The sequence below is a fragment of the Polaromonas sp. genome (genome assembly GCF_031411155.1).
In the GTDB taxonomy this organism is placed as follows: domain Bacteria; phylum Pseudomonadota; class Gammaproteobacteria; order Burkholderiales; family Burkholderiaceae_C; genus Polaromonas.
The window spans coordinates 1-24,112 of the sequence record NZ_JANOAL010000037.1 but is presented as its reverse complement, the minus strand read 5'-3'; the positions used below and the strand labels follow the sequence as shown (position 1 = coordinate 24,112).

Here is a 24,112-nt window from a genome sequence, read left to right as displayed (position 1 = left end):
ACCACCTTGGGCCAGCAACACAGTGAACACCGGGCGCTCTTGATACGGCAGCTTCATGGCGCGTGCCAGGCCGTAAATGACGGCCAGCTTGATTCCCAGAAAGCCAAACAAAATTGCGGCCATCAAGCCGGGCGACTTGAGCAGCACGCCAAAGTCAATGCTCATGCCCACAGCAATAAAAAACAGGCCCAGAAGCAGGCCCTTGAAGGGCTCTATATCGGTTTCGAGCTCGCGCCGGTACTCGCTTTCAGCCAGCAGGACGCCGGCTAAAAATGCACCCAGAGCCATCGACAGGCCCACAAACTGCATCAGCGCCGCTATACCCACCACCAGCAGCAGCGAGGCGGCGGTGAAGATTTCGGGCGTGCCGCTGTTGGCAATCCAGCGCAGCAGCGGGCGCAGCAGCAGCCGGCCACCGAGAATGATGCCGCCTATCACTGCTATGATTTTAATAGCTTCAAGTGCACGATTTGATTGGGCTAGCGCCTCATTTGACTCGGAAACGCCGGCCAGCAGCGGCAGCAGCGCCAGAATCGGTATCGCCGCCACGTCCTGAAACAGCAGAATCGAAAACCCGGCCTGGCCGCTGGACGTGGGCAGCAGGTGGCGCTCGCCCAGGGTTTGCAGGGCGATGGCGGTGGACGACAGCGCCAGGCCGAGACCGGCCACCAGCGCCGTCTGCCAGCCCAGGCCAAACAGCATGGCGACGCCGGTCAGGAGAGCCGCGCAGCCCAGCACCTGGGCGCTGCCCCAGCCAAAAATCGGCCGGCGCAGGTTCCACAGCCGCTGCGGCTCCAGCTCCAGGCCGACCAGAAACAGCATCAGGACCACGCCAAACTCGGCAAAGTGAAGAATGTCCTGCACATTGGTGACCAGGCCCAGGCCCCACGGCCCAATGCCGATGCCGGCGGCCAGGTAGCCAATGATGGAGCCCAGGCCCAGCTTTTTGGCCAGCGGTACCGCCACGACGGCGGCTGAAAGGTAAATGAAACTGTTGGTCAGCCAGGCGGGTGCGTGCTCCATTTATTTCGCTCCCGCAGTTGCTGAGTCCTGGTGTTCAACCGGCCGGTCCTTCATCGGCACCACGCAGGCCGGGCATTGCGCCAGATCCTCCAGCTCGGGCCAGTCGGGGTAGCTTTGCAGGCGCTGGCGGAAGATGCCGGCATGCCGGACGACCGCCTCCTTGCCCGCGCTGCGTGCGCCGTGCAGCAGCAGCGGCGGCAGGAAACGCATGCCGCACAGCGCCGCGGTCTGCTCGTAGGGCGGCAGAAAAGCATCAAAAAAATAGCGGTTGTAGCCCTGCGGGTGGTAGGACTCCTCCGGCCCGCCGGTGCTGGCCACCAGCCATAAATCCTTGCCCTGCAGCGCCCGGCCGGAGGCGCTCCGGCCTTCGCCTTCGTTTTCACCCTGGCCATAGGCCCAGCCGTAGGTCAGCACCTCGTCGAGCCAGAGCTTTTGCAGCGCCGGCATGGAGTACCACTGAATCGGGTGCAGCAGCACCACCAGCTGCGCCCTGGCCAGCGCGCTTTGCTCGCGCGCCACGTCAATCGCGTAGTCGGGGTAGCTTGAATACAGGTCCTGCAGCTGCACCCGCGCCAGCTCTTGCGCGGCCTGCATCAGCGGGCGGTTGACGCGTGACTCGCGCCAGGCGGGGTGGGCGGCAATCACGTAAATGTCAGGGCCGGCGGGCCGGAAAGGGGGGGTATCTGCGGTCATGCGGCCTGTGTCCATGCCGTTACCATAGCGGAAAATCCGGCTCGAACAGTAAATTACCCGCAGCGCAAGGAGCTTCGCATGCCCGTGGTTGTGATCGCCAATCCGAAGGGGGGCGTCGGCAAGACGACGCTGGCCACCCATGTGGCCGGCTACTTCGCCAGCCAGGGCCATGCCGTCATGTTGGGCGATGCCGACCGGCAGCAGTCCTCCAGGCTGTGGCTGGGCTTGCGCCCGCCGCCGGCGCGGCCGATCAGCACCTGGAACGTCAGCGCCGACCTGATTGTGAAGCCGCCGCGCGGCACCACCCATGTGGTGCTGGACACGCCCGCCGGCCTGCATGGCTGGCGCTTCAAGGACGTCGTCAAGCTGGCCGACAAGATCATCGTGCCACTGCAGCCCAGCGTGTTCGATATTTTTGCCACCCGCGCCTTTCTGGACGAACTGGCCGAGCAGCGCCGCGCCGGCAAGCTGCGGGTCGGCATTGTCGGCATGCGGGTCGATTCGCGCACGATAGCGGCCGACAAGCTGCGCCAGTTTGTCGACAGCCTGGGCCTGCCGGTGCTGGGCTATGTGCGCGACACGCAAAACTACATCCACCTGGCGGCGCGCGGCCTGACGCTGTTTGACGTGGCGCCGGGCCGGGTTGAAAAGGATCTGGAGCAGTGGCAGGGCATTTGCCAGTGGTTGAACGCCTGACCTGGAACCGGGCTTGTCGCTGATTCGACAAGCCGGCTGGCCGCGCCGGGCTAAAGTCGACGCATGAAAACTTTTCAAACCATCGCCGAACTGGCCGCCTGCACCGGCCAGGAAGTCGCCGTCAGTGACTGGATCAGCATCACGCAGCAGCAGGTCAACCTGTTTGCCGAGGCCACCGGCGACCACCAGTGGATTCATGTGGACCCGGACAAAGCCCGCGCCGGTCCGTTCGGCGGGCCGATTGCGCACGGCTTTCTGACCTTGTCGCTGATCCCCCAATTTTTTGAGTCCTCGTTCGAGATCACCGGCTCCCGCCTGGGCGTGAATTACGGCCTGAACAAGGTGCGCTTCACCGCGCCGGTGCCGGTGGGCAGCCGGCTGCGCGCCCGCATGACCTTGCTGGCGACCGAGCCGATTGACAACGAGGGTGTGCAGATGACCTGGCGCGTGACGGTGGAGCGCGAGGGCGCGGCCAAGCCGGTCTGCGTGGCCGAATCGCTGGTGCGGCGCTACCCCTGAGCCTGAATCATCGCGCCCGCAAAGCCGTTCTGGCGCCAGGCCTCGAACACCGTCACGGCCACGGTGTTGGACAGATTGAGGCTGCGCTGGCCCGGCTGCATCGGCACCTTCAGGCGTTGCGCCGCCGGAAACGACTCCCTCAGCTCGGGCGCCAGGCCGCGCGTTTCGGCGCCAAACACCAGCCAGTCGCCGGGCTGAAAGCGCGTGTCATAGAGGCCGCCGGCGCCTTGCGTGGTCATCGCAAACATCCTGTTCAGCACGGGGTTCTCGCCCGCCAGCAGCGCCTGCCAGCTGGCGTGGCGCAGCACCTGGGCGTACTCGTGGTAGTCCAGCCCGGCGCGCCGCATCTGCTTGTCTTCCATCGAAAAGCCCAGCGGCTCCACCAGATGCAGGCGGCAGCCGGTGTTGGCCGCCAGGCGGATCACATTGCCGGTATTGGGCGGGATTTCGGGTTCGACCAGGACGATATTGAACATGGCGGCAAATTTTAGGCTTGCGCGGTTCGAGCCAGCAGCACGGCCGTGACATGCGCCGCGCCCGCGTCGCGCAGGGCCTGCGCCGCCGTGAAAATCGACGCGCCGCTGGTCATCACATCATCCACCAGCACCACGCTGCGACCGTCCAGTTCGCCCTGCCGCAGCGGGTCCACCAGAAAAGCGCCCTTGACATTGGCCAGCCGCGCCTGGCGGCTGAGCTGGCTTTGCGGCCGGGTGTTTTTCACCCGCAGCAGCAGCCGGGCGTCGGTGCCGGCCGCCGTGCCCGATTGCGCGGCCAGCGCGCTCGCCAGTTCCCAGGCCTGGTTGAATCCGCGGCTTTGCAGGCGCTGCTCCGACAGCGGCATCGGCAGCACCCAGTCACTGGTTTGCAGGTCGCCCAGCAGTTGCGGCAGGCCGGGTGTCCGCAGCATCAAATGGGCAAAAAAGGCGGCCCAGCCCGGTTGTTCGCCAAATTTGTAGCCGGCAATCAGCGTTGACCAGGGGTAGGCATAGGGCAGGGTGGCCAGCGCGCCGTCCAGCGGCGGCGGCTGGCGCACGCAGGCGGCGCAGAGGTCGGGACCGCTGCGCAGACCGAGCGACAAGTCGGCGGGAAGCGCCAGCGCACACCGGACGCAGCGGCGCGGCGGCGCGGCAAACCGCGCCACGCAGGGTGCGCACACCTGATGCGCCGGCCAGCTGCGGCAGACGGCGCACTGGCTGACCAGGCCGGGCAACCGGGCCTGCGGCCAGCGGGGCATCAAACGGGGGGCAAGCAGGCGGGTGAACACCGTGCCAATATACTCGCGTACCCCGCCCACCCCCGCGTCTCTTCTTCTTCTTCCTTTTCCTGCTTGCCCCTTCCCGATGACCCCCACCCAGCGCCCCCCCACGCTTGATCCGATTGCCGTCAGCCGCTGGCAGCGCATGGCGCCGCTGGCCTCACCCTGGCTGCACGAAGAGGTGGCGCGCCGCATGCAGGACAGGCTGCAGTGGATCAAGCTCAAACCCCGGGCCTGGGCGCATTGGGGCGCCCTGCGCGGCGGCTTGCAGGCGCAGGCCCAGCTCCAGAAAAATTACCCGGATTCTGTCTGTTTTGTGGTTGAAGCCCAGGCAGAACGGGCGCAAGAAGCTATCAAAAATATAGCAAAACCGTGGTGGAACCCGAGCCAGTGGCGGGCGGCTCCAGTCCGGTTCGAGGCGCCGCCGCCGGCCGGCGTCGACATGCTGTGGGCCAACATGGCGCTGCATGAGTCGGCCGACCCGCAGGCCTTGCTGGCCGCGTGGCATCAGGCGCTGCGGGTCAACGGGTTCTTGATGTTTTCCTGCCTCGGGCCCGACACGGCGCGCGAATTGCGCGAACTGTATGCGCAACTCGGCTGGCCGCCGGCCGGCCACGAGCTGACCGACATGCATGACTGGGGCGACATGCTGGTGCAAACCGGCTTTGCCGAACCGGTGATGGACATGGAGCGCATCACCCTGACCTTTGACACCCCGGCGCGGCTGCTGCAGGAACTGGCCGACCTGGGCCGCAATTTCCATCCGGCGCGCTTTCCCGCGCTGCGCGGCCGGGCCTGGAAAACGCGGCTGGAGCAGGCGCTGGCTGACCATTTGCCACGGGCCGCCGACGGCCGGCTGTCGCTCACCTTCGAAGTCATTTACGGCCATGCCCTGAAGGCGCCGCCCAAGGTCAGGGTCAGCACGCTCAGCGCCGTGTCGGTTGCCGACCTGCGCAGCATGCTGCAGGGCCAGCGGCCGCCGTCCTGACGCGCGAGGCGAGCCTGCGGCGCCTTCGCGGGCAGGGCGTTCCCGCCGCGTTGGCGGGGTAAACCCGGCTACAATTCGAGCTTGAATTTTTGGGTATGTTCCCCAGCCCCATGCTGCGATTGCGGAGCAATCAACGCGGTAGCCGCAGCAGTTTTTTGAGGCTTGCCACATGGTGCAGCCAACGCCAGCGTTTCGTTTTGCCACGCTGCCCGCGCAGGGCGGCCACAGCCATGGCGCTGTGCAATGGCTTCTCAAGCGTCACTGTTCCGTCACGCCGGCCCAGCTGGGCTGGTTTTACGTGTCGCTGTGCGTGGTGTCGCTGTCGGTTGCCGGATTTTTCTGGCTGCAGGGGGCCACACTGGTGATGCCGTTTGCCTGGCTCGAATTGCTGGCCGTGGGGGCAGCCTTTCTGGTGTACGCGCGGCATGCGGGCGACCTGGAGAAAATCGTCCTGCAGGGCGGGCAACTGGTGGTTGAACTGGAAACGGCGGGCCGCCGGCAACGAGCCGTGTTCAACCGGGAGTGGGTCCGGATCGAGCCCGAGGACGGCGACGGCTCCTTGATCGAGGTGTCTGGCCAGGGCCGGTCGGTGCGGGTGGGGCGGCATGTGCGGCCCGAGCTGCGGCCTGCGCTGGCGCGCGAGATTCGCTGGGCGCTGCGGGGCGGGCCGGCGCTGTCTTTATAATCGGCCGGTTGAATTCGGCTGGCAGGTTCGGTGGGTAGCTCGGCGATGGATTCGGCGGGTCGGTCGAAGAGTTAAGTCGACGAGTAATGGAAGCAATAAAAGTGATCACGATGAACGTAAGCAACACCATGAGCAAAATGACACGGCTTGGCGCGCGGCATGCGGGCGCAATTTTGGGATCTGCGGCCGCCTGGCTCAGTACCGCCGCTTACGCCGTCAATGACTTGCCCGGTGGCCCCGCCGTCAATCAGCTCAACCTGCACCCCGCAGTCACCAAAATCGCCGAAGAGCAGCACTGGCTGCACTGGTTCATGATGGCGATCAGCCTGGTGATTTTTGTGGCGGTGTTCGCGGTGATGTTCTATTCCATCTGGAAGCACCGCAAGTCGGTGGGCCACAAGGCAGCCAATTTCCACGAGTCCACCACCGTTGAAATCGCCTGGACCATCGTGCCTTTCGTGATCGTCATCGGCATGGCCCTGCCGGCCACCAAGGTGCTGGTGGCCCAGAAAGACACCACCAGCGCCGACCTCACCATCAAGGCCACCGGCATCCAGTGGAAATGGGGTTACGACTACATCAAGGGCGAGGGCGAAGGCATCGGTTTTGTCTCCACGCTCGACAATACCCACCGTGAGATGTCCGACCACGGCGGCCCCAAGGCCGGTGAGGCACCCGACAACTACCTGCTCAAGGTCGACAACCCGATGGTGGTGCCGGTCAACAAAAAGGTTCGCATCATCACCACCGCCAGTGATGTGATCCATGCTTTCGCCGTGCCGGCCTTCGGCATCAAGCAGGATGCGATTCCGGGCTTTGTGCGCGACACCTGGTTCCGCGCCGAAAAAATCGGCGACTACTACGGCCAGTGCCAGGAGCTCTGCGGCAAGGAGCACGCTTACATGCCGATCCACGTCAAGGTGGTTTCCGCCGAGGACTACAGCAAATGGGTGGGCGTCAAGGTCAAGGAAGCCGCCGCCAAGGCCGACGATCCGGCCAAGGTCTGGACCCTGGTCGACCTCAAGGCCCGTGGCGAAAAGGTGTATGCGGCCAATTGCGCCGCCTGCCACCAGGCCAATGGCAAGGGCGCCGGCCCGATCAAGCCGCTGGATGGCTCGGCCATCGTGCTCGATGCGGACCACAACAAGCAAATCCAGATCGTGCTCAACGGCGCTGCCGGCGGTGCCATGCCGTCATGGAAGGCGCTGAGCGACACCGATCTCGCGGCCGTGGTCAGCTACACCAAAAACAACTGGTCGAACCAGACTGGCCAGATTGTCCAGCCCGCCGAAGTGCTGACTGCGCGCAAATAAGCAGCACGCGAATCCACACACCAAGATTGACAGGCTGACGGCCGGGCCAGGCGTCAGCGCTAAAGATAAAGCTACCGGCGCAAGCCGGTAAAAGAAGCCACCAAAGGAAGCCAAGATGAGTGCAGTTCTAGACCATCACGATCATCACGCGCATGATGACCATGACCACCATGCCCCGACGGGCTGGCGGCGCTGGGTGTTTGCCACCAACCACAAGGACATTGGCACGCTGTACCTGCTGTTCAGCTTTTTCATGTTGATGTTTGGCGGTGTGCTGGCCCTGCTGATCCGGGCCGAACTGTTTCAGCCCGGCCTGCAACTGGTCAACCCCGAGCTGTTCAACCAGCTCACCACCATGCACGGCCTGATCATGGTGTTTGGCGCCATCATGCCGGCCTTCGTCGGCTTTGCCAACTGGATGATTCCGCTGCAGATTGGCGCGGCCGACATGGCGTTTGCCCGCATGAACAACTTCAGCTTCTGGCTGATGATTCCGGCCGGCCTGATGCTGACGGGTTCTTTCTTCATGCCTGGCGGCGCGCCTGCTGCGGGCTGGACGCTGTATGCGCCGCTCACCCTGCAGATGGGTCCGTCCATGGACGCCGGTATTTTTGCGATGCACATCCTGGGCGCTTCGTCCATCATGGGCTCGATCAACATCATCGTGACCATCCTGAACATGCGCGCGCCCGGCATGACGCTGATGAAAATGCCGATGTTCTGCTGGACCTGGCTGATTACCGCCTACCTGCTGATCGCCGTGATGCCGGTGCTGGCCGGCGCCATCACCATGACGCTGACCGACCGCCACTTTGGCACCAGCTTCTTCAACCCCGCCGGCGGCGGCGACCCGGTGATGTACCAGCATATTTTCTGGTTCTTCGGCCACCCCGAGGTCTACATCATGATCCTGCCGGCCTTCGGCATCATCAGCCAGATCATTCCCGCGTTTTCGCGCAAGCGCCTGTTCGGCTACGCCTCCATGGTGTATGCCACCGGCTCCATCGCCATCCTGAGCTTTGTCGTGTGGGCGCACCACATGTTCACCACCGGCATGCCGATCACGGGCCAGCTGTTTTTCATGTACTCGACCATGCTGATCGCGGTGCCCACCGGCGTGAAGGTGTTCAACTGGATTGCCACCATGTGGCGCGGCTCCATGACGTTTGAAACCCCGATGCTGTTTGCCGTGGGTTTCATTTTCGTGTTCACCATTGGCGGCCTGACGGGTGTGATCCTGGCGGTCGCGCCGATCGACACCCAGTTGCAGGACACCTACTACGTGGTGGCCCATTTTCACTACGTGCTGGTGGCAGGCTCCCTGTACGCCATGTTCGCCGGTTTTTACTACTGGAGCCCGAAGTGGACCGGCGTGATGTACAACGAAAGCCGCGGCAAGATCCACTTCTGGTGGTCGCTGATTTCGTTCAACGTGACCTTTTTCCCGATGCACTTCCTGGGTCTGGCCGGCATGCCGCGCCGCTATGCCGACTACCCGATGCAGTTTGCCGACTTCAACGCGATTGCCAGCGTGGGCGCCTTCTTCTTCGGCTTTGCGCAGGTCTACTTCTTCCTGTTCATCGTGGTGCCCACGATGCGCGGCAAGGGCGTTGCCGCCAAGCAGAACCCCTGGGTCGATGAAGGCGGCAAGGGCGCGGAAGGCCTGGAGTGGGAAGTCCCGTCGCCCGCACCTTTTCACACCTTTGAAACACCGCCCAAGCTGGATGCCACGGCAACCCGCGTGATTGGCTGAACCCGGATACCTGGCGATGACACCCGACCAAAAGAAAAACAACCGGCGGCTGGCGCTGATCCTGGCATCGGTGGCACTCGTCTTTTTTGCCGGCTTCATGGCAAAAATGATTTTTTTGACCCACTGACACGGCACCCCCAGGCGGTATTGGCAGTATGTTGACAAGGCTCAAGCGCGAAAATTTCAGAATGGTCGGCAAGCTGGGCGTGATCGTGCTCGGCATGTTTGCCTTCGGCTATGCGCTGGTGCCGATTTACCGGGCGATTTGCGAGATGACCGGCATCAACGTGCTGGCGCTCGGTGACCGGCAGATTCCGGGCGCCACGCCCAAACTGCCTGCCAACACCCAGGTGGATTTGAGCCGCACCATCACGGTGGAATTTGACGCCAATTCGCGTGGCCCCTGGCACTTCAAGCCGGCCCACAGCATGCTGCAGGTTCACCCCGGCGAGTTGACGACGGTGGTCTACGAGTTTCAGAACGTACAGAACCGCACCATGTCGGCGCAGGCGATTCCCAGCTATGCACCGGCTCAGGCCGGCGCGCATTTCAACAAGCTGGAGTGTTTTTGCTTCAGCCAGTACACGCTGGCGCCCGGCGAGAAAAAACAGTGGCCGGTGGCCTTCGTCATCGACCCCAAGCTGTCCAGGGATGTGACCACGATCACGCTGTCGTACACCTTTTTTGAAGTCGGTGGCAAGACGCCTGCCGCACCTGGCACGAGCAAGGCCGCTGTGGCCAGCCCGGCCCTGACGGCCGGCAAGCCGGCGGGGGCTTGAGCATGGCCGCCGAAGCGCCGAAGAAATCCCTCTGGCGTACCACCAAGGCGGTGGCCTGGTCTTTTGTCGGCCTGCGCGCGCGCGGCGACTATGAAGAGGACATCAAGAATTTGAGCCCGCTGCACCTCATCGCGGTGGGCCTGGTCGGGGTTTTTGTATTTGTGGCAGCCCTGGTGCTGCTGGTGAACTGGGTTGCACGCTAGGAACGTCCGGGCGCATCAGCACAGCACGGTTTAAGTCAGAAAATAGTTAGTTGAAAATTCGAGAGAAACAGGAGTCGAGCGATGTCATCAGCAACCCACGGGGCAACCCCTTACTACTTCGTACCCGCCCCCTCGCGGCATCCGGTGATGGCGGCCATTGGCCTGTTTTTTGTCATTCTGGGCGCCAGCCAGTGGATCAATGGTGCGGGTTGGGGCGCCTGGTCGCTGGCCCTCGGCATGGTCTGGTGGCTCGGAACCCTGTTTCAGTGGTTTCGTGAATCGATTGCGGAAAGCGAAGGCGGCCTCTACGGCCGCAAGATCGACCTGTCGTTCCGCTGGAGCATGAGCTGGTTCATTTTCTCCGAGGTGATGTTCTTCGGCGCCTTCTTCACCGCACTCTGGTGGGCCCGCGTGCATTCCGTGCCGGCCCTGGGCAGCCTGGACAATGCGCTGCTGTGGCCCGATTTCAAGGCGGTCTGGCCCAGCCTGGCTGCCGGCGTGACGGCATCGCCGGCCGACATCATCGAGCCGTTCACCACCATGACGCCATTCTGGCTGCCCACCATCAACACCGCGCTGCTGCTGAGCTCGGGCGTGACGCTGACGATTGCCCACCACGCGCTGCGCGAAAACCATCGCGGCCGCACCATCGCCTTCATGTGGATCACGGTCTTGCTGGGCATCACCTTCCTGTCCGTGCAGGGCTATGAATACGCCCACGCCTACGCTGACCTCAACCTGAAGCTCACCTCGGGTGTTTATGGCTCGACCTTTTACATGCTGACCGGCTTTCACGGCTTTCACGTGTTTGTCGGCATGCTGATGCTGCTGTTCATCACGCTGCGCCTGCAAAAAGGCCATTTCACGGCAGACAAGCATTTCGGCTTCGAGGGCGCGGCCTGGTACTGGCACTTTGTGGACGTGGTCTGGCTGGGCCTGTACGTCCTCGTTTACTGGATGTGATTTTCGGGCTGATCTGCCCGCCGGCAGTCAGCCATGCAAAAGGGCCGCTTCATGCGGCCCTTGTTATTTTTTGGCATGCAGCCTTCGCCAGTGACTTTCTTACCTGCCGGCCGGAATCCCGGTTGGCGCGATGTAACCGAGCTTCCACGCAATCAGAATGCAGACAAACAGCAGCACCGAAAACCCGACACGAAACGCCAGCGCGCGTGCCATGTTGCTGGTTTTGCGCTTGCCCTCGGTGCCGTCCCTGAGCATGAAAAACAGCGCGGAGGCCAGACTGGCGATGATGGCGATAAATGCGAGTGCAACGAGGTAGGTCATGAGCGGGATTATCCGTCCATGAGCGCCTCTTTCCGTAGCCGGCGCTTCTGGCTGCTCACGCTGGCGACCGTGCTGGTGGCCGGGGCCACGCTGTCGCTGGGGCAGTGGCAACTGCGCCGCGCCGCCCAGAAGGAGGCGCTGCAGGCCGCGATTGAATCACAAAAATCGCTCCCAGCCCTTGATTCAAGAGCGCTTGCAGCTATAAAAAACATAGCAGACGAGATGCACCGACCGGCCGCCGTGCAGGGTGTCTGGCTGGCCGCGCAGACCGTCTACCTGGACAACCGCGCCATGAACGGCAAGACCGGCTTCTGGGTGCTGACGCCGCTGGCGCTGCAGGACAGTTCGCGGGTGATCCTGGTGCAGCGCGGCTGGGTGGCGCGCGACTTCATCGACCGCAGCCGCCTGCCCGAGGTCGCCACGCCCGCCGGGCTGGTCACGGTGCAGGGCCGTATTGCCCCGCCGCCATCCAAGCTTTACGAATTCAAGGGCCCGGACACCGGGCGTATCCGGCAAAATCTGGACCTGGCTGCCTTCGGTGCCGAGACCGGTTTGCCCCTGTTCAATGGCACGCTGCTGCAAACCGGCGCGCCTGGCGACGGCCTGCTGCGTGACTGGCCCGCACCCAATCTGGGGCTGGACAAGCACTATGGCTATGCGGTGCAGTGGTTTGCCCTGTGCGCGCTGGTGCTGGGGCTGTATCTCTGGTTTCAACTGATTCTTCCCCTGCGCGGCAAAGGGCGCGCCAGGTGAACCCTTTAACCGTTAACACCTAACCCAGGCGACTAGACGCCGCGATCGATTGCTGTGACCCACGACAACTCCCCGACCAGTTCCCTGCGCAGCGGCGCAGCGATGCCGCCCGCGCAAGACCAGCCGCTGGGCCTGACCGTGCATGCCATGCCCGCGCTGGACCGGTCCAGCGCCCGCAAGCCCAGCACCGTCGCCGGCCGCTGGAAACTGCTGGCCGTGCTGCTGGTGTGCGCCGCGCCGGTCATCGCCTCCTATGTCACCTACTACGTGATCCGGCCCGAGGGGCGCCGCAACTTTGGCGAGCTGGTCGACCCGCAACGGCCCTTGCCGGCGCTGGCCACGCAGACGCTGGACGGCCGCAGCGGCGAGCTGAGCGCGCTCAGGGGCCAGTGGCTGCTGCTCAGCGTGGCCGGCGGTGCCTGCGATGCGCGCTGCGAGAGCAACCTGTATTTCCAGCGCCAGCTGCGCGAGGCCCTGGGCAAGGAAAAAGAGCGGCTGGACCGGGTCTGGCTGGTCAACGACGACGCAGCGGTATCCGAGGCCCTGCAGCCTGCACTGGCGGCATCGACCGTGTTGCGCCTGGCCCCTGGCGCCCTGGCGCAATGGCTGGAACCCGCCGCCGGCCAGCGCCTGCAGGACCACCTCTATCTGGTCGACCCGCTGGGCAACTGGATGATGCGTTTTCCGGCCAACATGGACGCGGCGGCCGCCGCCAAGGCCAAGCGCGACCTGGACCGCCTGCTGCGCGCCTCCGCCGGCTGGGACAAAGAAGGCCGGTAGATATGACCCCCACGCTTGTCGCTTCGCGTACTGCGCTGCCCCCCGGGGGGGCCGTTGCGCCTGCGGTCTGGCGGAGCCAGTCCCGCGGCCCCGGTTTGGCTGAAACGCCTTCGCGGACGGCTGCTGCGCTTGTGGCCCGGCGAAGCCGGTTCGGCGGCCCCTGCTGGTGTCGATACCTCCGAGGCCTTGCTGGCTGCGGCACTCATTAGTCATGGACGCGCAAAACCTTTACGACCTGAGCCCGGCGCTGCGCCTGATGCTGATGGGCCTGGTGCTGGCGCTCGGGCCGCTGGCCTGGGTCTGGCTGCGCCACGCCAGGGCGTCCGCCGCCCGGCGCCTGCAGGTGCTGACCCTGCTGACCCTGTTTCTGACCTTTGACCTGGTGATTTTTGGTGCCTTTACCCGGCTCACCGATTCCGGCCTGGGCTGCCCCGACTGGCCCGGCTGCTACGGCAACGCCAGCCCGCTAGGCGCGCAGCTGCATATAGACGCCGCCCAGACTGCCATGCCGACCGGACCGGTCACGCATTCCAAGGCCTGGATCGAAATGGTGCACCGCTACCTGGCCACTGGCGTCGGCGTGCTGATCCTGACACTCGCCGTTGCCAGCTGGCGCGAGCGCCGACGGGCGGCCCCTAGGTCGGACAGCCCCTTGGCATCGGAAAAGGGGCAGCGTAACGCCGCAGGCACACGAAGTCAAAAGCCTGGGGGCTATATTTCACCGTGGTGGCCCACCGTGACCCTGCTGTGGGTCTGCCTGCAAGGCGCCTTCGGCGCCCTCACCGTCACCATGAAATTGTTTCCGGCGATCGTGACCCTGCACCTGCTCGGTGGCCTGGTGCTGCTGGCACTGCTCAAGGCGCAGGCAGTGCGCCATGCCCAGACGCGGGGCGGGCAGTCGCCGCTGGCGCTGCCGGCTGCGCTCAGGGGCTTTGTGCTGCTGACCTTTGCGCTGCTGTGGCTGCAGATTGCGCTGGGCGGCTGGGTCAGCACCAACTACGCGGTGCTGGCCTGCACCGACTTTCCGGCCTGCCAGAATTCGCTCTGGCCGGCCATGGATTTCAGCCAGGGCTTTACCCTGTGGCGCGCGCTGGGCGCGGGCCATGACGGGGCCAACATCAGTTTTCAGGCGCTGACGGCCATTCACTATGTGCACCGCCTCGGGGCCTATGCCGTGTTTGCGGCGCTGCTGGCGCTGGCGGCCAGCCTGTACCGGGTGCCGGCGCTGCGCACCTCGGCACGCTGGCTGGCCGGCCTGGCCCTGCTGCAGGCCGCCACCGGGCTGGGCAATGTGGTGCTGGGCTGGCCGCTGGCGGCGGCGGTTTCCCACACCGGCGGTGCGGCCGGACTGGTGATCGTGCTCACAGGTATCGTTTTTTCCAGCCGCAACGCGTTTAATACGCGGAGTCCGTCAAAATTGAGTGCTTCGAGATTGTCCGCATGAACCCCTCCGATCCTTCCGTCCTCCCTGCGCCCGCCGCGTCCGCGCATGCAAAATGGGCGCAGTTTTATGCGCTGACCAAGCCGCGCGTGGTGCAGCTCATTGTGTTTTGCGCGCTGATCGGCATGGTGCTGGCGGTGCCCGGCGTGCCCGGCTGGCCCGAGCTGAAGCTGGCCGCGATTGCCTGTGCCGGCATCTGGCTGGTGGCGGGGGCCGCGGCCGCCTTCAACTGCCTGGTCGAGCAGCGGATCGATGCCAAGATGCGGCGCACCGCCTGGCGCCCCACGGCCAAGGGCGAGCTCAGCAATCCGCTCACGCTGGCGTTTTCGGGCGGCCTGTGCGCGCTGGGCTGCTGGATTTTGTATGTCTGGGTCAACCCGCTGACCATGTGGCTGACCTTTGCCACCTTTGTCGGTTACGCGGTGGTGTACACCGTGATCCTGAAGCCGCTCACGCCGCAAAACATCGTGATTGGCGGTGCCTCGGGCGCCATGCCGCCGGTGCTGGGCTGGGCCGCCATGACCGGCTCGGTCGGCCCCGAAGCGCTGATTTTGTTTCTGATTATTTTTCTCTGGACCCCGCCGCACTTCTGGGCGCTGGCCCTGTACCGGGTCGAGGACTACCGCAAGGCGGGACTGCCCATGCTGCCCGTCACCCACGGCAACGAGTTCACGCGGCTGCAGGTGTTTTTGTACACCCTGGTGCTGTTTGCAGCCTGCCTGATGCCGTTTATCTTCCGGATGAGCGGCTGGCTCTACCTGCTGGCGGCGGTGGCGCTCAGCGCCGGGTTTAGCTGGCACGCCTGGCGCTTGTGGCGCAATTATTCCGACGCGCTGGCGCGCAAGACCTTCCGGTTTTCCCTGATTCATCTCTCGGTGCTGTTTGCCGCACTGCTGCTGGACCATTACCTGGTATGAACATGCTTTCTCTCAACAAACGAGGCGCTATTAAATTGATAGCTTGCTCCGCCCTGTCTGCCGGGGCCATGGCCATTTTTTCGGCCTGTTCTGAAGCCAAGCCGCAGTTCAAGAGCATAGACCTGACGGGCGCCGACTATGCGCAGGGCTTCACGCTGGCCGACCACAACGGCCAGCAGCGCAGCCTCAAGGACTTTGCCGGCAAGGTGGTGGTGGTGTTTTTTGGTTTTACCCAGTGCCCGGATTTTTGCCCCAGCTCCATGGCCGAGCTGGCCCAGGTCAAGCAACTGCTGGGGCCGGATGGCGACAAACTGCAGGTAGTCTTCATTTCGGTCGACCCGGAACGCGACACGCCCGAGCTGCTCAAGGCCTACATGGCCAATTTCGACCCGACCTTCCTGGCGCTGCGCCCCACCCTGGCCGAGTTGCCCGAAGTCGCCAAAAACTTCAAGGTCTATTACAAAAAGGTCGAGGGCAAGACGCCCGGCAGCTACAGCATGGACCATTCGGCCGGCAGCTATATTTTTGACGGCAAGGGCCGCATTCGGCTTTACAACCGCTACGGCGGCGGCAATGAGGCGCTGGCCTCGGACATTCGCCTGCTGATGAAAAACAGCTGAGCCGCATTTGCCCCAAGAAAAAGGCCTGCCCCGGCAATTGCGTCGGGGACAGGCCTTTTTGACGGGTATGAAACCGGTCAGGCTTGGGCGGCTCAGGCGTAAGCCGCCAGCACCTTCTTCATCTTCTTCATGGCCGCCACCTCGATCTGGCGAATGCGCTCGGCGCTCACGCTGTATTCGGCCGCCAGGTCGTGCAAGGTCATGCCGCCCGATCCGTCGTCATTGACCTTGAGCCAGCGCTCTTCCACGATGCGGCGCGAACGGGCGTCCAGCTCCTGCAGCGCGGCGCTGATGCCGTCGCTGGCCAGGAGGTCGCGCTGGCGCGACTCCATCAGCGCGGTCGGCTCCTGCGTCGCGTCGGCCAGGTAGGCAATCGGGCCAAACGCGTCTTCGCCATCGTCGCTCGGGCTCGGATCCAGCAGCACGTCGCCGCCCGACATGCGCTGCTCCATCTCGATGACTTCCTCGCGCTTGACATTCAGCGTTTTGGCCATCGAGTCAATCTGGCCGTCGGTCAGGGTGTCGCGGTGCGTGGCCACGTCGGCGTCGTCCTTGAAACCCTGTTTCATCGAGCGCAGGTTGAAAAACAGCTTGCGCTGCGCCTTGGTGGTCGCCACCTTGACCATGCGCCAGTTTTTCAGGATGTACTCGTGAATCTCGGCCTTGATCCAGTGCATGGCATAGCTCACCAGGCGCACGTTCTGGTCGGGGTCAAAGCGCTTGACGGCCTTCATCAGGCCGATGTTGCCCTCCTGGATCAGGTCGCCATGCGGCAGGCCATAGCCCAGGTATTTGCGCGAAATCGACACCACCAGCCGCAAGTGAGAGAGCACCAGCTTGCCGGCCGACTCCAGGTCGTTGTTGTTCTTGAGATTGCGGGAAAACTCCTGCTCCTGCTCCAGCGTCAGCATGGGCAGGCGGTTGACGGCGGAGATATAGGCGTCCAGGTTGCCCAGCGGGGGCACCAGCGACCACGGATTGACGGCCGCCACCGCGCCGGCCCGGGAAGCGGGCAGGGCCAGGGCAGCGGTCATGGCATGGGGGGAAAGAGCAAATGACAAGGCAAAACTCCTTTTTCGGGGCTTAAATATTAGCACTCCGTTGGATAGAGTGCTAAGCAATAGGTTCAATGTCACCCATAGCCCAAGGCTAATCAGTAAAAACCCTTGCTTTGGTTCAGATAGCGTTTTCCGGCTTTTGGTTCAGCCAGCTTGGTTTCGCTTGTGTAAAGAGCCCGGCCGGGGCGCTGGCGGATCCGGATGGGCCAGCTTCACCACCCTTCGACCGCCTCTGGGTGCTATTTATTTGATAGCTGTATGCACGCGTTGTGATTGGGCTGGCGGCCTTTTTTGGCCCTTAAATATGGATGCTAGCCATCCAGTGTCAGGCGCCGCTCCCTGACCAGCCGGCTCCAGCGCGCCAGCCCGGTTTTGATGTAGGCGCCGAATTGATCCGGCGACATCGCGACCGGCTCGATCGCTTCGGAAGAAAACTTTTCCCGCAATTCCGGCAGCGCGAGTACGGCGGCCAGGCTTTCATTGATTTTCCGGATGATGGGCGCCGGCAGGCCGGCCGGCCCGACCACGCCATACCACTGCTGGGCATCAAAGCCCTTGAAACCGGATTCCTCCAGCGTGGGCAAGTCCTGGAGCAGCGGGTGCCGGGCCAGGCCGGTGATCGCCAGCGGCCGCAACCGGCCCGACTGGATATGCGGCAGGCCCGCCACCAGCCCCGGAAACATCGCCTGGGTGTGCCCCGCCGCCAGGTCGACAAAGGCCGGTGCCGCGCCGCGGTAGGGAATGTGCAGCATGAAGGTGCCGGTCTGCTGCTTGAACAGTTCCATCGACAGGTGGGTCAGCGAGCCCTGTCCGGCCGAGCCATAGCTGGCCCGCCCCTGGTTCTCGCGCAGGTAGGCGATGAATTCGCGCAGCGTGGTCACCGGCAACTCCTTGTTCACCACCAGCACGTTGGGGGTGGTGCCAATCATGCCAATCGGGCTGAAATCGTGAATCGGGTCGTAGGGCACGCGGCGGGCCGCCGGGCCGGTGCCGTGGGTTGTGACATAGGCCTGCATCAGCGTATAGCCGTCGGGCGCGGCGCGCACGGCGGCCTGGCAGCCCAGCACGCCGCCGCCGCCGCCCATGTTGTCCACCACCAACGGCTGCCCCAGCAGGCCGGCCCAGCACTCGGCCAGGGTACGGGCCACCATGTCGCCACCGCCGCCCGGCACCACCGGCACGATGTAGCGAATCGGCCTGGCCGGGTAGGCCGCTTGCGCCCGCGCAAGCCGGGGCGCGCACAGCAGAGCCGGCGCGGCCTGGAGCAAAATGCGGCGTTTCATGCGGGGGGCTCCAGTTCGCTCGGTGAACGGCGACCGGATCAGGCGCTGGTTTTGACCAGTTTCTGGGTCTTTGCCCGGGCCGGGGGCTGGCTGCGGCTGCCGCGGGGGCGGGCGGGCCTGGCGCGCACAAAGCGCGCGTAGGCATCATCGGCATGGCGCACCAGCAGGGCCTCGCAACGCACCGCGTCGGTATCGCGCACCGCCTGGGCAATCTCGACATGCTCGGCGATGGAGGCCAGCATGCCCAGATCCTGCGACAGGTTTTTGAGCCGGATCAGGGCGGCTTTCTGCACGACCTCGCGGTAGGTGTCGCACAGCAACTGGTTGCCCGTTGCCTGCACAATCGCCCAGTGAAAGCGCAGGTTTTCGCCAAAATAGGCCTGCAGGTCGTTGCGGCTCGCCGCCGCAAACATGGCGTCGATGGCGGCCGCCAGTTCTGTCAGCAGCGCGGCGCGCGGGCCCAGGCCCAGCAGGGCCGCGCAGCGGCCCGCAAAGCCGTCCAGCAGCCCGCGCATCTGGTAGAGGTCGCGGACTTCGCCGGCCTTGAGCTGGCGCACCGCGAATCCGGCCGGCTTGCGCGGCACCAGCAGGCCGGAGTCCTGCAGCTCGCGCAAGGCCTGCTGAACGGAGCCGAGCGGCACCTGGAGCCGGCTGGCAACCTCGGCTTCGGCAATCGGTGCGCCCGGTTCGAGTGTGCCGTCAAGTATCAGCGCCAGCACGTCACCGCGCGCCCACTTGGTTGACGCCGCGGCTTGCACGGCATTCAGGTGGTCCGCAGGGGTTTCGGTGAGCCAGGGGAACATGGTGGCAACGAAGGGTTTTAACCATCGTATCCGCAAACGATTGAATGACGAAGCGCTAAGTAGTCAGGGTAAACGCCGGGCAGAAAGTGCGGCGGCAAGAAGGCTCACCGGGCGGTGGTCAGGGCAGGTGCCGGCCAGCGTGGCTGGCGTCCCGCACCTCGCGCACCTCAACGTCCACGATGTCGACGGTGCGGGCAGAAGCCGCTGCAGCGTCAGTGCGCGGACCGCCAGGCCACATGGCCGGCGGCGAAAACGGCCGGAAGCGGCCAAACACCATGGCGGGCGCGGGTTTGCGGCCGGTCAACAGGGACTTGAGCAGGCTCAAGGCAATGACGACCAGCGCCGCCGCCAGCAGGCTGAGCGCGAACACGGCGGCGAGCAGGCCCAGCACCCCTTTCAGGGCAAAACGCAAAAACCGGCTGACGAAGCGGCTGAGGGGGTTGGGCACGTGGAAAATCCTTGATCCGGCGGGTTGAAGGCTGAAAACTGGAGGCGAAGTACGCGCTTTCAAGCCCCCTGGCGACCTGCGCAGTTCACCAGCGAATGCCCAGCTTGCCAAACAGCCTGGCCAGCACAAACAGCGGGCCGACCCACAGGTATTGCAAATCCTCGAAAAACGAGGGCTTTTTGCCTTCTATCTTGTGGCCGATGAACTGCATCACCCAGGCGCCGACAAAAATGGCCAGCGATATCGGCAGCACCTGCGGCCCCATGGCCCGCACCAGCGCCAGGGCCAGCAGCGACAGCAGCGCCATGGCGAGTAAAAACACCAGCGACAGCCGGGCGTAGTACACCATGCTGGCCGCGACAAAGGCATAGGCCACATAGGGGTGCAGCGCAAACAGCATGCCCACCAGGCTCAGCATGATGAGCGGAATCGCGATGAAATGAATCAGCTCGTTGCGCGGGTTCTGGTGGCTCTCGCCGTAGTGGGCCAGCAACTGGTCCACCCGGCGCGGCTGGGTCGGGATGACGGTAGCGGTTTTGCTGGCGGTGCTCATGAGGCGTCTCCGGTTGGCGGGTCTGAACTGACTTTAATCCGCCCGCTGGTTTGCGCAAGGGCCGGCGCCTCGGGTGTTTCCCTTGGGCCGCCGGCTCAGTCCAGTCAGGCCAGCAGCGCCTGGGCAAATTCGCGCGCGTCAAAGGTTTCCAGGTCTTCGAGTTTTTCGCCCACGCCAATAAAGTAAACCGGCACCGGGCGCAGCGCGGGCGCGGCCTGCTGGCGCTCGCGCGCCCACAGCGCAATCGCGGCCAGCACGCCGCCCTTGGCCGTGCCGTCGAGCTTGGTCACGATCAGGCCGGTCAGCTGCAGCGCCTCGTCAAAGGCCTTGACCTGGGCCAGCGCGTTTTGCCCGGTGTTGCCGTCAATCACCAAAAGTACTTCGTGCGGAGCCGTTGCGTCGGCCTTTTGCACCACGCGCTTGATCTTGCGCAGCTCTTCCATCAGGTGCAGCTGCGTCGGCAGCCGGCCGGCGGTGTCGACCAGCACCACGTCCTTGCCGCGCGCCTTGCCGGCGCTGACGGCATCAAAGCTCACGGCAGCCGGATCGCCGCCCTCCTGGCTGATGATCTCGACCGTGTTGCGGTCGGCCCAGATGCTGAGCTGCTCGCGCGCCGCCGCGCGAAAGGTGTCGGCCGCCGCCAGCAGCACCGAGGCGCCCTCGTTGGCCAGGTGCGCCGTCAGCTTGCCGATGGAAGTGGTTTTGCCGGCGCCGTTGACGCCTGTCACCATGATCACCGTGGGCTGAAACTGGCCAATGACCAGCGCTTTTTCGAGCGGCTTGAGCAATTGCGCGATCGCCTCGATCAGCGCGTTCTTGACCGCCACCGGGTGCGTCATGCCGCCGTCCTTGACCCGGCGCTTGACCTCGATGAGCAGGTGTTCGGTCGCCTTGACGCCGGTGTCGGCCATCAGCAGCGCGGTTTCCAGGTCTTCGTACAGCGCGTCGTCGATGCGGCTGCCGGTGAACACGGTGGAAATGCTGGCGCCGGTCTTGCGCAGGCCGGCCTGCAGCTTGCCGAGCCAGCGCTGGCGTTCCGGCGCGACGGCGCCGGGCTCCGGAATCGCGATCGGCGTGACCAGCGCCGTGCCGATCAGCGAGCCGCCGGTGGCCGGCCGGTCAGGCGCTGGGGGTGAGGGGGGCGCCGCAGGCAGGGGCGCCGCAGGCAGGGGCGGCGCGGCTGCGGGCGCCGAAGATGGCACCGGAGAAGGCGCCGCAGCGGGAGCGGGAGGAGGGGATTTTTTCTTGAAAAAACTGAACATTGGGTATGCTTGTGGAGTCCACTATTCTATGAAACAGCCCGGGCCCGCCCTTTTGACGCCTTCATTACCCCTTCCCCTTCCTTTCTTGCAGCGCCTGATTCGTCCTGTCTTTACATTGCTGGCGCCTGCCGTGCTGTTTGGCGGCGCGGCGCTGGCGCAGGCGCAGGCGCCACTACCTGCCGCCGCCGCGCCCGTGCGCCAGTTCACGCTGGCCAACGGCCTCACCGTGATTGTCAAACCCGACCACCGCGCACCCACCGTGGCGCACATGCTGTGGGTGCGCGTGGGCGCGATGGACGAAGTGGACGGCAGCTCGGGCGTGGCCCATGCGCTGGAGCACATGATGTTCAAGGGCACGCCCACGGTCAAACCAGGTGATTTTTCCAGGCGGGTGGCGGCGCTGGGCGGGCGTGACAACGCCTTTACCAGCCGCGACAACACCGGCTACTACCAGCAGATTCCGGCCGGCAAGCTGGAAGACGTGATGCGGCTTGAGGCCGATCGCTTTGCCCATAGCCAGTGGCCCGACGAGGAGTTCAGGCGCGAGATCGAGGTGGTGAAGGAAGAGCGCCGCCTGCGTACCGAAGAGTCGCCGCGCGCCATGCTGTACGAGCAGTCCAATGCCGTGACCTTCATGGCCTCGCCGTACCGCCGCCCCATTGTGGGCTGGATGAGCGACCTCGACGCCATGACGCCGGCCGACGTGCGGGACTTCTACCAGCGCTGGTATGTGCCGGGCAATGCCGCCGTGGTGGTGGCCGGCGACGTCGAGGTGGCCGAGGTCAAAAGGCTGGCCGAAAAATACTATGGACCGATCAAGGCCAGGCCCGTGCCCGTGCGCAAGCCACGCAGCGAACCCGAGCAGGCCGGCCCGCGCAGCCTGGAGTTCAAGGCCCCGGCCAGCCAGGCCTATGTCAACATGGCCTTCAAGGTGCCCCGGCTGGAGCCGGCCGACCTGCTGGACCCGGTCAGCGGCGCCGCGCCGTCGGCCACGGCCGCCGCCAGCCGCGATGCGCTGGCGCTGACGGTGCTGGCCGCCGTGCTCGACGGCTACAGCGGCGCCCGGCTGGAGCGCGCGCTGGTGCAGGGCGAAGGCCGGCTGGCCGACAGTGCCGGCGCCTCCAACGGGCTGATGGGCTGCGGGCCGCAGCTGTTCTCGCTCGACGGCGTGCCGGCCGACGGCAAGACCACCGCGCAGGTGGCCGAGGCCCTGCGCCAGCAGGTGGCCGTCATTGCGCGCGAAGGCGTCAGCGAGGCCGAACTCAACCGCGTCAAAACCCAGTGGGTGGCCAGCGAAACCTACAAGCTCGACTCGGTCTTCAGCCAGGCGCGCGAGCTCGGCTCCAACTGGGTGCAGGGCCTGCCGCTGGACGCCGGCGCGCGGCTGATTGCCCGCCTGCGCAGCATCAGCAGCGCCGAGGTGCAGGCGGTGGCCGCCAAATACTTTGGCGACGAGCAGATGACGCGGGCCACCTTGCTGCCGCAGGCGCTCGGCAGCAAGCCGCCGGCCCGCGCGCCGGCTGCCGCGCCCGCCGCCAGCCGGCACCAAGCCCCGCCATGAACCGGATGATTCGATGACTGCCCTGAATTTTGCTATTAAAAACATAGCTACATGCGCACGTAATACCTGGGCTACAGGCATTATTGGCATCTTTTTGGCGTTTTCACAGGGGCTGGCGCTGGCCGCCATTCCGGTGCAGCACTGGACCCAGGCCAGCGGCGCCCAGGTCTATCTGGTCGAAAGCCCGGCCATTGCCATGCTTGATGTGCAGATCGACTTTGACGCCGGCAGCCGGCGCGACCCGCCCGGCCAGGCCGGCCTGGCCAGCATGATGGCCGGCATGCTCGACAAGGGTGTGCGGGCCACGGATGGCGCGCCGGCCCTGGATGAAAACACTTTAAGTGAAGCCTGGGCCGACCTGGGCGCGCAGTTTGGCGCCAGCGCCGGCTCCGACCGCCTGGGCTTTTCGCTGCGCTCGCTGACCGACCCGGCGCTGCTCGACCAGGCCGTGGCGCTGGCCGCGCGCGAGATCGCCGAGCCCGCGTTTCCCGAGGCCGTCTGGCAGCGCGAACGCCAGCGGGTGCAGGCGGCGCTCAAAGAGTCCTACACCCGGCCTGGCAATGTGGCCGGCCGGGCCTATGCCCAGGCGGTGTACGGCAGCCACCCCTATGGCTACGAGACCACGGCCGACAGCCTGGCGCGCATCGGCGTGGCCGACCTGCGCGCCCTGCACGCGGCCAGCGTGGTGGCCTGCCGCGCCCGCATCAGCCTGGTTGGCGCGGTCACGCGTCAGCAGGCCGACGCCCTGGCCGCACGCCTGCTGGCGCGCCTGCCGCAAGTCGCCTGCGCCGGCCTGCCGCCGCTGCCGGCCGTGGCCGAGGTCGCGCCGCTGGCCGCGCCGCTGGAAAAGCGTATTCCCTTTGACGCCGCCCAGGCTCAGGTGCTGATCGGCCAGCCCGGCTTCAAGCGCAGCGACCCCGACTATTTCGCGCTGACGGTGGGCAACTACATTCTGGGCGGCGGCGGTTTTGTGTCGCGCCTGTCAAGCGAGGTGCGCGAAAAGCGCGGCCTGACCTATGGCGTGTCCAGCTCGTTTTCGCCCGGCCTGCATGCCGGCAGCTTTACCGTGAGCCTGCAGACCCGGCCCGACCAGGCCGCGCAGTCGGTCGAGCTGGTGCGCCAGTTGGTCAAGGACTTTGTCGCCAACGGCCCGACCGAGGCCGAGCTGAAGGCCGCCAAGGACAATCTTGTCGGCGGTTTTGCGCTGCGCATCGACAGCAACCGCAAGCTGCTCGACAACGTCGCCGGCATCGCCTGGAACCAGCTGCCGCTGGACTACCTCGACACCTGGACCCAGCAGGTCAACCGCGTCACCGTGGCCGACATCAAGGCCGCGTTTGCGCGCAAGCTGCAGCCTGAGAAAATGGTCACCGTGATTCTGGGGGCCGCGCCATGAAGTACCGCGCCCGGGCCGAGCAAGCAATGACTGACAAAGCAACTGA

Annotated in this window: 28 protein-coding genes; 17 read left to right on the top strand and 11 right to left on the bottom strand. The window is 65.1% G+C overall.

Annotation, left to right across the window (positions count from 1 at the left end; all coding sequences use genetic code 11):
• Together RMO23_RS01945 and RMO23_RS01940 are read right to left on the bottom strand one after the other, a co-directional pair.
• Positions 1 to 1,023, bottom strand: a 1,023-nt coding sequence (locus RMO23_RS01945; protein WP_309678413.1) for a monovalent cation:proton antiporter-2 (CPA2) family protein, incomplete at its 3' end; no start/stop codon positions are given.
• Positions 1,024 to 1,716, bottom strand: a complete 693-nt coding sequence (locus RMO23_RS01940) for an NAD(P)H-dependent oxidoreductase (protein WP_309678412.1) — start codon at positions 1,714 to 1,716, stop codon at positions 1,024 to 1,026.
• A gap of 78 nt (positions 1,717 to 1,794) precedes the next feature.
• On the opposite strand from RMO23_RS01940, the gene RMO23_RS01935 reads away from it, so the two are divergent.
• Entirely contained in the window at positions 1,795 to 2,412 is a 618-nt protein-coding gene (locus tag RMO23_RS01935; RefSeq protein ID WP_309678411.1) for a ParA family protein, read from the top strand.
• A gap of 63 nt (positions 2,413 to 2,475) precedes the next feature.
• Entirely contained in the window at positions 2,476 to 2,931 is a 456-nt protein-coding gene (locus RMO23_RS01930) for a MaoC family dehydratase (protein WP_309678410.1), read from the top strand.
• On the opposite strand, the gene RMO23_RS01925 is transcribed toward RMO23_RS01930, so the two are convergent.
• Both RMO23_RS01925 and RMO23_RS01920 read right to left on the bottom strand, forming a co-directional pair.
• Positions 2,922 to 3,407, bottom strand: a complete 486-nt coding sequence (locus RMO23_RS01925) for a tRNA (cytidine(34)-2'-O)-methyltransferase (protein ID WP_309678409.1) — start codon at positions 3,405 to 3,407, stop codon at positions 2,922 to 2,924. The two genes, RMO23_RS01930 and RMO23_RS01925, sit on opposite strands and share 10 nt — an antisense overlap.
• An 11-nt stretch (positions 3,408 to 3,418) precedes the next feature.
• Entirely contained in the window at positions 3,419 to 4,195 is a 777-nt protein-coding gene (locus RMO23_RS01920) for a ComF family protein (protein WP_309678408.1), read from the bottom strand.
• A gap of 76 nt (positions 4,196 to 4,271) precedes the next feature.
• Here RMO23_RS01920 and RMO23_RS01915 point away from each other — a divergent pair, with 76 nt between their 5' ends.
• The 8 genes from RMO23_RS01915 (at position 4,272) to RMO23_RS01880 (ending at position 10,870) form a co-directional block, all read left to right on the top strand.
• Positions 4,272 to 5,174: a biotin synthase gene (locus tag RMO23_RS01915; protein ID WP_309678407.1), complete on the top strand. Its 903-nt coding sequence runs from the start codon at positions 4,272 to 4,274 to the stop codon at positions 5,172 to 5,174.
• Between the two features lie 169 nt (positions 5,175 to 5,343).
• A complete protein-coding gene (locus RMO23_RS01910) occupies positions 5,344 to 5,859 on the top strand; it encodes a DUF2244 domain-containing protein (RefSeq protein WP_309678406.1) in 516 nt (171 codons plus the stop codon).
• A gap of 137 nt (positions 5,860 to 5,996) precedes the next feature.
• Positions 5,997 to 7,172 (top strand): cytochrome c oxidase subunit II, encoded by a 1,176-nt coding sequence (gene coxB, locus RMO23_RS01905; protein WP_309678416.1) that lies wholly within the window; start codon positions 5,997 to 5,999, stop codon positions 7,170 to 7,172.
• Between the two features lie 115 nt (positions 7,173 to 7,287).
• Entirely contained in the window at positions 7,288 to 8,925 is a 1,638-nt protein-coding gene (gene ctaD / locus RMO23_RS01900) for a cytochrome c oxidase subunit I (protein WP_309678405.1), read from the top strand.
• A gap of 16 nt (positions 8,926 to 8,941) precedes the next feature.
• Entirely contained in the window at positions 8,942 to 9,052 is a 111-nt protein-coding gene (locus RMO23_RS01895) for a cytochrome oxidase small assembly protein (protein ID WP_309678404.1), read from the top strand.
• A 28-nt stretch (positions 9,053 to 9,080) separates the two neighbouring features.
• Positions 9,081 to 9,704 (top strand): cytochrome c oxidase assembly protein, encoded by a 624-nt coding sequence (locus RMO23_RS01890; RefSeq protein ID WP_309678403.1) that lies wholly within the window; start codon positions 9,081 to 9,083, stop codon positions 9,702 to 9,704.
• A 2-nt stretch (positions 9,705 to 9,706) separates the two neighbouring features.
• Entirely contained in the window at positions 9,707 to 9,907 is a 201-nt protein-coding gene (locus RMO23_RS01885; RefSeq protein ID WP_309678402.1) for a DUF2970 domain-containing protein, read from the top strand.
• Between the two features lie 81 nt (positions 9,908 to 9,988).
• On the top strand, positions 9,989 to 10,870 hold the full coding sequence (locus RMO23_RS01880; protein ID WP_309678401.1) for a cytochrome c oxidase subunit 3: 882 nt from the start codon (positions 9,989 to 9,991) through the stop codon (positions 10,868 to 10,870).
• A 99-nt stretch (positions 10,871 to 10,969) separates the two neighbouring features.
• Here RMO23_RS01880 and RMO23_RS01875 read toward each other — a convergent pair whose 3' ends face one another.
• Positions 10,970 to 11,191 carry a twin transmembrane helix small protein gene (locus tag RMO23_RS01875; protein WP_309678400.1) on the bottom strand — a complete coding sequence of 74 codons (222 nt, stop codon included), beginning with the start codon at positions 11,189 to 11,191 and terminating at the stop codon, positions 10,970 to 10,972.
• Positions 11,192 to 11,209: 18 nt separating this feature from the next.
• Here RMO23_RS01875 and RMO23_RS01870 point away from each other — a divergent pair, with 18 nt between their 5' ends.
• The 5 genes from RMO23_RS01870 (at position 11,210) to RMO23_RS01850 (ending at position 15,702) form a co-directional block, all read left to right on the top strand.
• Positions 11,210 to 11,944: an SURF1 family protein gene (locus tag RMO23_RS01870; protein ID WP_309678399.1), complete on the top strand. Its 735-nt coding sequence runs from the start codon at positions 11,210 to 11,212 to the stop codon at positions 11,942 to 11,944.
• Positions 11,945 to 12,046: 102 nt separating this feature from the next.
• Positions 12,047 to 12,724: a hypothetical protein gene (locus tag RMO23_RS01865; protein WP_309678415.1), complete on the top strand. Its 678-nt coding sequence runs from the start codon at positions 12,047 to 12,049 to the stop codon at positions 12,722 to 12,724.
• Positions 12,725 to 12,935: 211 nt separating this feature from the next.
• Positions 12,936 to 14,168 carry a COX15/CtaA family protein gene (locus RMO23_RS01860; protein WP_309678398.1) on the top strand — a complete coding sequence of 411 codons (1,233 nt, stop codon included), beginning with the start codon at positions 12,936 to 12,938 and terminating at the stop codon, positions 14,166 to 14,168.
• Positions 14,165 to 15,082, top strand: coding sequence for a heme o synthase (gene cyoE / locus RMO23_RS01855; RefSeq protein WP_309678397.1), 918 nt, complete (start codon positions 14,165 to 14,167; stop codon positions 15,080 to 15,082). Before RMO23_RS01860 ends, cyoE begins: the two co-directional genes overlap by 4 nt.
• The gene (locus tag RMO23_RS01850; protein ID WP_309678396.1) at positions 15,079 to 15,702 is read left to right on the top strand and encodes an SCO family protein; all 624 of its coding nucleotides are present in this window, start codon (positions 15,079 to 15,081) and stop codon (positions 15,700 to 15,702) included. The genes cyoE and RMO23_RS01850 overlap by 4 nt, the downstream gene beginning before the upstream one ends.
• Positions 15,703 to 15,794: 92 nt before the next feature.
• On the opposite strand, the gene rpoH is transcribed toward RMO23_RS01850, so the two are convergent.
• The 6 genes from rpoH to ftsY all read right to left on the bottom strand — a co-directional run bounded on the left by rpoH (position 15,795) and on the right by ftsY (position 21,109).
• The gene (rpoH, locus tag RMO23_RS01845) at positions 15,795 to 16,736 is read right to left on the bottom strand and encodes an RNA polymerase sigma factor RpoH (RefSeq protein ID WP_309678395.1); all 942 of its coding nucleotides are present in this window, start codon (positions 16,734 to 16,736) and stop codon (positions 15,795 to 15,797) included.
• A gap of 335 nt (positions 16,737 to 17,071) precedes the next feature.
• On the bottom strand, positions 17,072 to 18,043 hold the full coding sequence (locus tag RMO23_RS01840; protein ID WP_309678394.1) for a tripartite tricarboxylate transporter substrate binding protein: 972 nt from the start codon (positions 18,041 to 18,043) through the stop codon (positions 17,072 to 17,074).
• Positions 18,044 to 18,081: 38 nt separating this feature from the next.
• Positions 18,082 to 18,846 carry an FCD domain-containing protein gene (locus tag RMO23_RS01835; RefSeq protein WP_309678393.1) on the bottom strand — a complete coding sequence of 255 codons (765 nt, stop codon included), beginning with the start codon at positions 18,844 to 18,846 and terminating at the stop codon, positions 18,082 to 18,084.
• A gap of 118 nt (positions 18,847 to 18,964) precedes the next feature.
• The gene (locus tag RMO23_RS01830) at positions 18,965 to 19,294 is read right to left on the bottom strand and encodes a hypothetical protein (protein ID WP_309678392.1); all 330 of its coding nucleotides are present in this window, start codon (positions 19,292 to 19,294) and stop codon (positions 18,965 to 18,967) included.
• An 85-nt stretch (positions 19,295 to 19,379) separates the two neighbouring features.
• Complete coding sequence (locus RMO23_RS01825) at positions 19,380 to 19,847, bottom strand: Mpo1-like protein (RefSeq protein WP_309678391.1); 468 nt, start codon at positions 19,845 to 19,847, stop codon at positions 19,380 to 19,382.
• 104 nt (positions 19,848 to 19,951) lie between these two features.
• A complete protein-coding gene (gene ftsY / locus RMO23_RS01820; protein WP_309678390.1) occupies positions 19,952 to 21,109 on the bottom strand; it encodes a signal recognition particle-docking protein FtsY in 1,158 nt (385 codons plus the stop codon).
• Between the two features lie 28 nt (positions 21,110 to 21,137).
• On the opposite strand from ftsY, the gene RMO23_RS01815 reads away from it, so the two are divergent.
• On the top strand, positions 21,138 to 22,670 hold the full coding sequence (locus tag RMO23_RS01815) for a M16 family metallopeptidase (RefSeq protein WP_405041549.1): 1,533 nt from the start codon (positions 21,138 to 21,140) through the stop codon (positions 22,668 to 22,670).
• A gap of 13 nt (positions 22,671 to 22,683) precedes the next feature.
• Positions 22,684 to 24,066 (top strand): pitrilysin family protein, encoded by a 1,383-nt coding sequence (locus tag RMO23_RS01810; RefSeq protein ID WP_309678389.1) that lies wholly within the window; start codon positions 22,684 to 22,686, stop codon positions 24,064 to 24,066.
• The last annotated feature ends 46 nt before the right edge of the window (positions 24,067 to 24,112 follow it).

What these genes read in the sequence shown, in the direction of transcription:
- RMO23_RS01940 (WP_309678412.1), bottom strand. Translation starts at nt 1,716, where the DNA reads ATGACCGCAGATACCCCCCCTTTCCGGCCCGCCGGCCCTGACATTTAC.
- RMO23_RS01935 (WP_309678411.1), top strand. Translation starts at nt 1,795, where the DNA reads ATGCCCGTGGTTGTGATCGCCAATCCGAAGGGGGGCGTCGGCAAGACG.
- RMO23_RS01930 (WP_309678410.1), top strand. Translation starts at nt 2,476, where the DNA reads ATGAAAACTTTTCAAACCATCGCCGAACTGGCCGCCTGCACCGGCCAG.
- RMO23_RS01925 (WP_309678409.1), bottom strand. Translation starts at nt 3,407, where the DNA reads ATGTTCAATATCGTCCTGGTCGAACCCGAAATCCCGCCCAATACCGGC.
- RMO23_RS01915 (WP_309678407.1), top strand. Translation starts at nt 4,272, where the DNA reads ATGACCCCCACCCAGCGCCCCCCCACGCTTGATCCGATTGCCGTCAGC.
- RMO23_RS01910 (WP_309678406.1), top strand. Translation starts at nt 5,344, where the DNA reads ATGGTGCAGCCAACGCCAGCGTTTCGTTTTGCCACGCTGCCCGCGCAG.
- coxB (WP_309678416.1), top strand. Translation starts at nt 5,997, where the DNA reads ATGACACGGCTTGGCGCGCGGCATGCGGGCGCAATTTTGGGATCTGCG.
- ctaD (WP_309678405.1), top strand. Translation starts at nt 7,288, where the DNA reads ATGAGTGCAGTTCTAGACCATCACGATCATCACGCGCATGATGACCAT.
- RMO23_RS01895 (WP_309678404.1), top strand. Translation starts at nt 8,942, where the DNA reads ATGACACCCGACCAAAAGAAAAACAACCGGCGGCTGGCGCTGATCCTG.
- RMO23_RS01890 (WP_309678403.1), top strand. Translation starts at nt 9,081, where the DNA reads ATGTTGACAAGGCTCAAGCGCGAAAATTTCAGAATGGTCGGCAAGCTG.
- RMO23_RS01885 (WP_309678402.1), top strand. Translation starts at nt 9,707, where the DNA reads ATGGCCGCCGAAGCGCCGAAGAAATCCCTCTGGCGTACCACCAAGGCG.
- RMO23_RS01880 (WP_309678401.1), top strand. Translation starts at nt 9,989, where the DNA reads ATGTCATCAGCAACCCACGGGGCAACCCCTTACTACTTCGTACCCGCC.
- RMO23_RS01875 (WP_309678400.1), bottom strand. Translation starts at nt 11,191, where the DNA reads ATGACCTACCTCGTTGCACTCGCATTTATCGCCATCATCGCCAGTCTG.
- RMO23_RS01870 (WP_309678399.1), top strand. Translation starts at nt 11,210, where the DNA reads ATGAGCGCCTCTTTCCGTAGCCGGCGCTTCTGGCTGCTCACGCTGGCG.
- RMO23_RS01865 (WP_309678415.1), top strand. Translation starts at nt 12,047, where the DNA reads ATGCCGCCCGCGCAAGACCAGCCGCTGGGCCTGACCGTGCATGCCATG.
- RMO23_RS01860 (WP_309678398.1), top strand. Translation starts at nt 12,936, where the DNA reads ATGGACGCGCAAAACCTTTACGACCTGAGCCCGGCGCTGCGCCTGATG.
- cyoE (WP_309678397.1), top strand. Translation starts at nt 14,165, where the DNA reads ATGAACCCCTCCGATCCTTCCGTCCTCCCTGCGCCCGCCGCGTCCGCG.
- RMO23_RS01850 (WP_309678396.1), top strand. Translation starts at nt 15,079, where the DNA reads ATGAACATGCTTTCTCTCAACAAACGAGGCGCTATTAAATTGATAGCT.
- rpoH (WP_309678395.1), bottom strand. Translation starts at nt 16,736, where the DNA reads ATGACCGCTGCCCTGGCCCTGCCCGCTTCCCGGGCCGGCGCGGTGGCG.
- RMO23_RS01840 (WP_309678394.1), bottom strand. Translation starts at nt 18,043, where the DNA reads ATGAAACGCCGCATTTTGCTCCAGGCCGCGCCGGCTCTGCTGTGCGCG.
- RMO23_RS01835 (WP_309678393.1), bottom strand. Translation starts at nt 18,846, where the DNA reads ATGTTCCCCTGGCTCACCGAAACCCCTGCGGACCACCTGAATGCCGTG.
- RMO23_RS01825 (WP_309678391.1), bottom strand. Translation starts at nt 19,847, where the DNA reads ATGAGCACCGCCAGCAAAACCGCTACCGTCATCCCGACCCAGCCGCGC.
- ftsY (WP_309678390.1), bottom strand. Translation starts at nt 21,109, where the DNA reads ATGTTCAGTTTTTTCAAGAAAAAATCCCCTCCTCCCGCTCCCGCTGCG.
- RMO23_RS01815 (WP_405041549.1), top strand. Translation starts at nt 21,138, where the DNA reads ATGAAACAGCCCGGGCCCGCCCTTTTGACGCCTTCATTACCCCTTCCC.
- RMO23_RS01810 (WP_309678389.1), top strand. Translation starts at nt 22,684, where the DNA reads ATGACTGCCCTGAATTTTGCTATTAAAAACATAGCTACATGCGCACGT.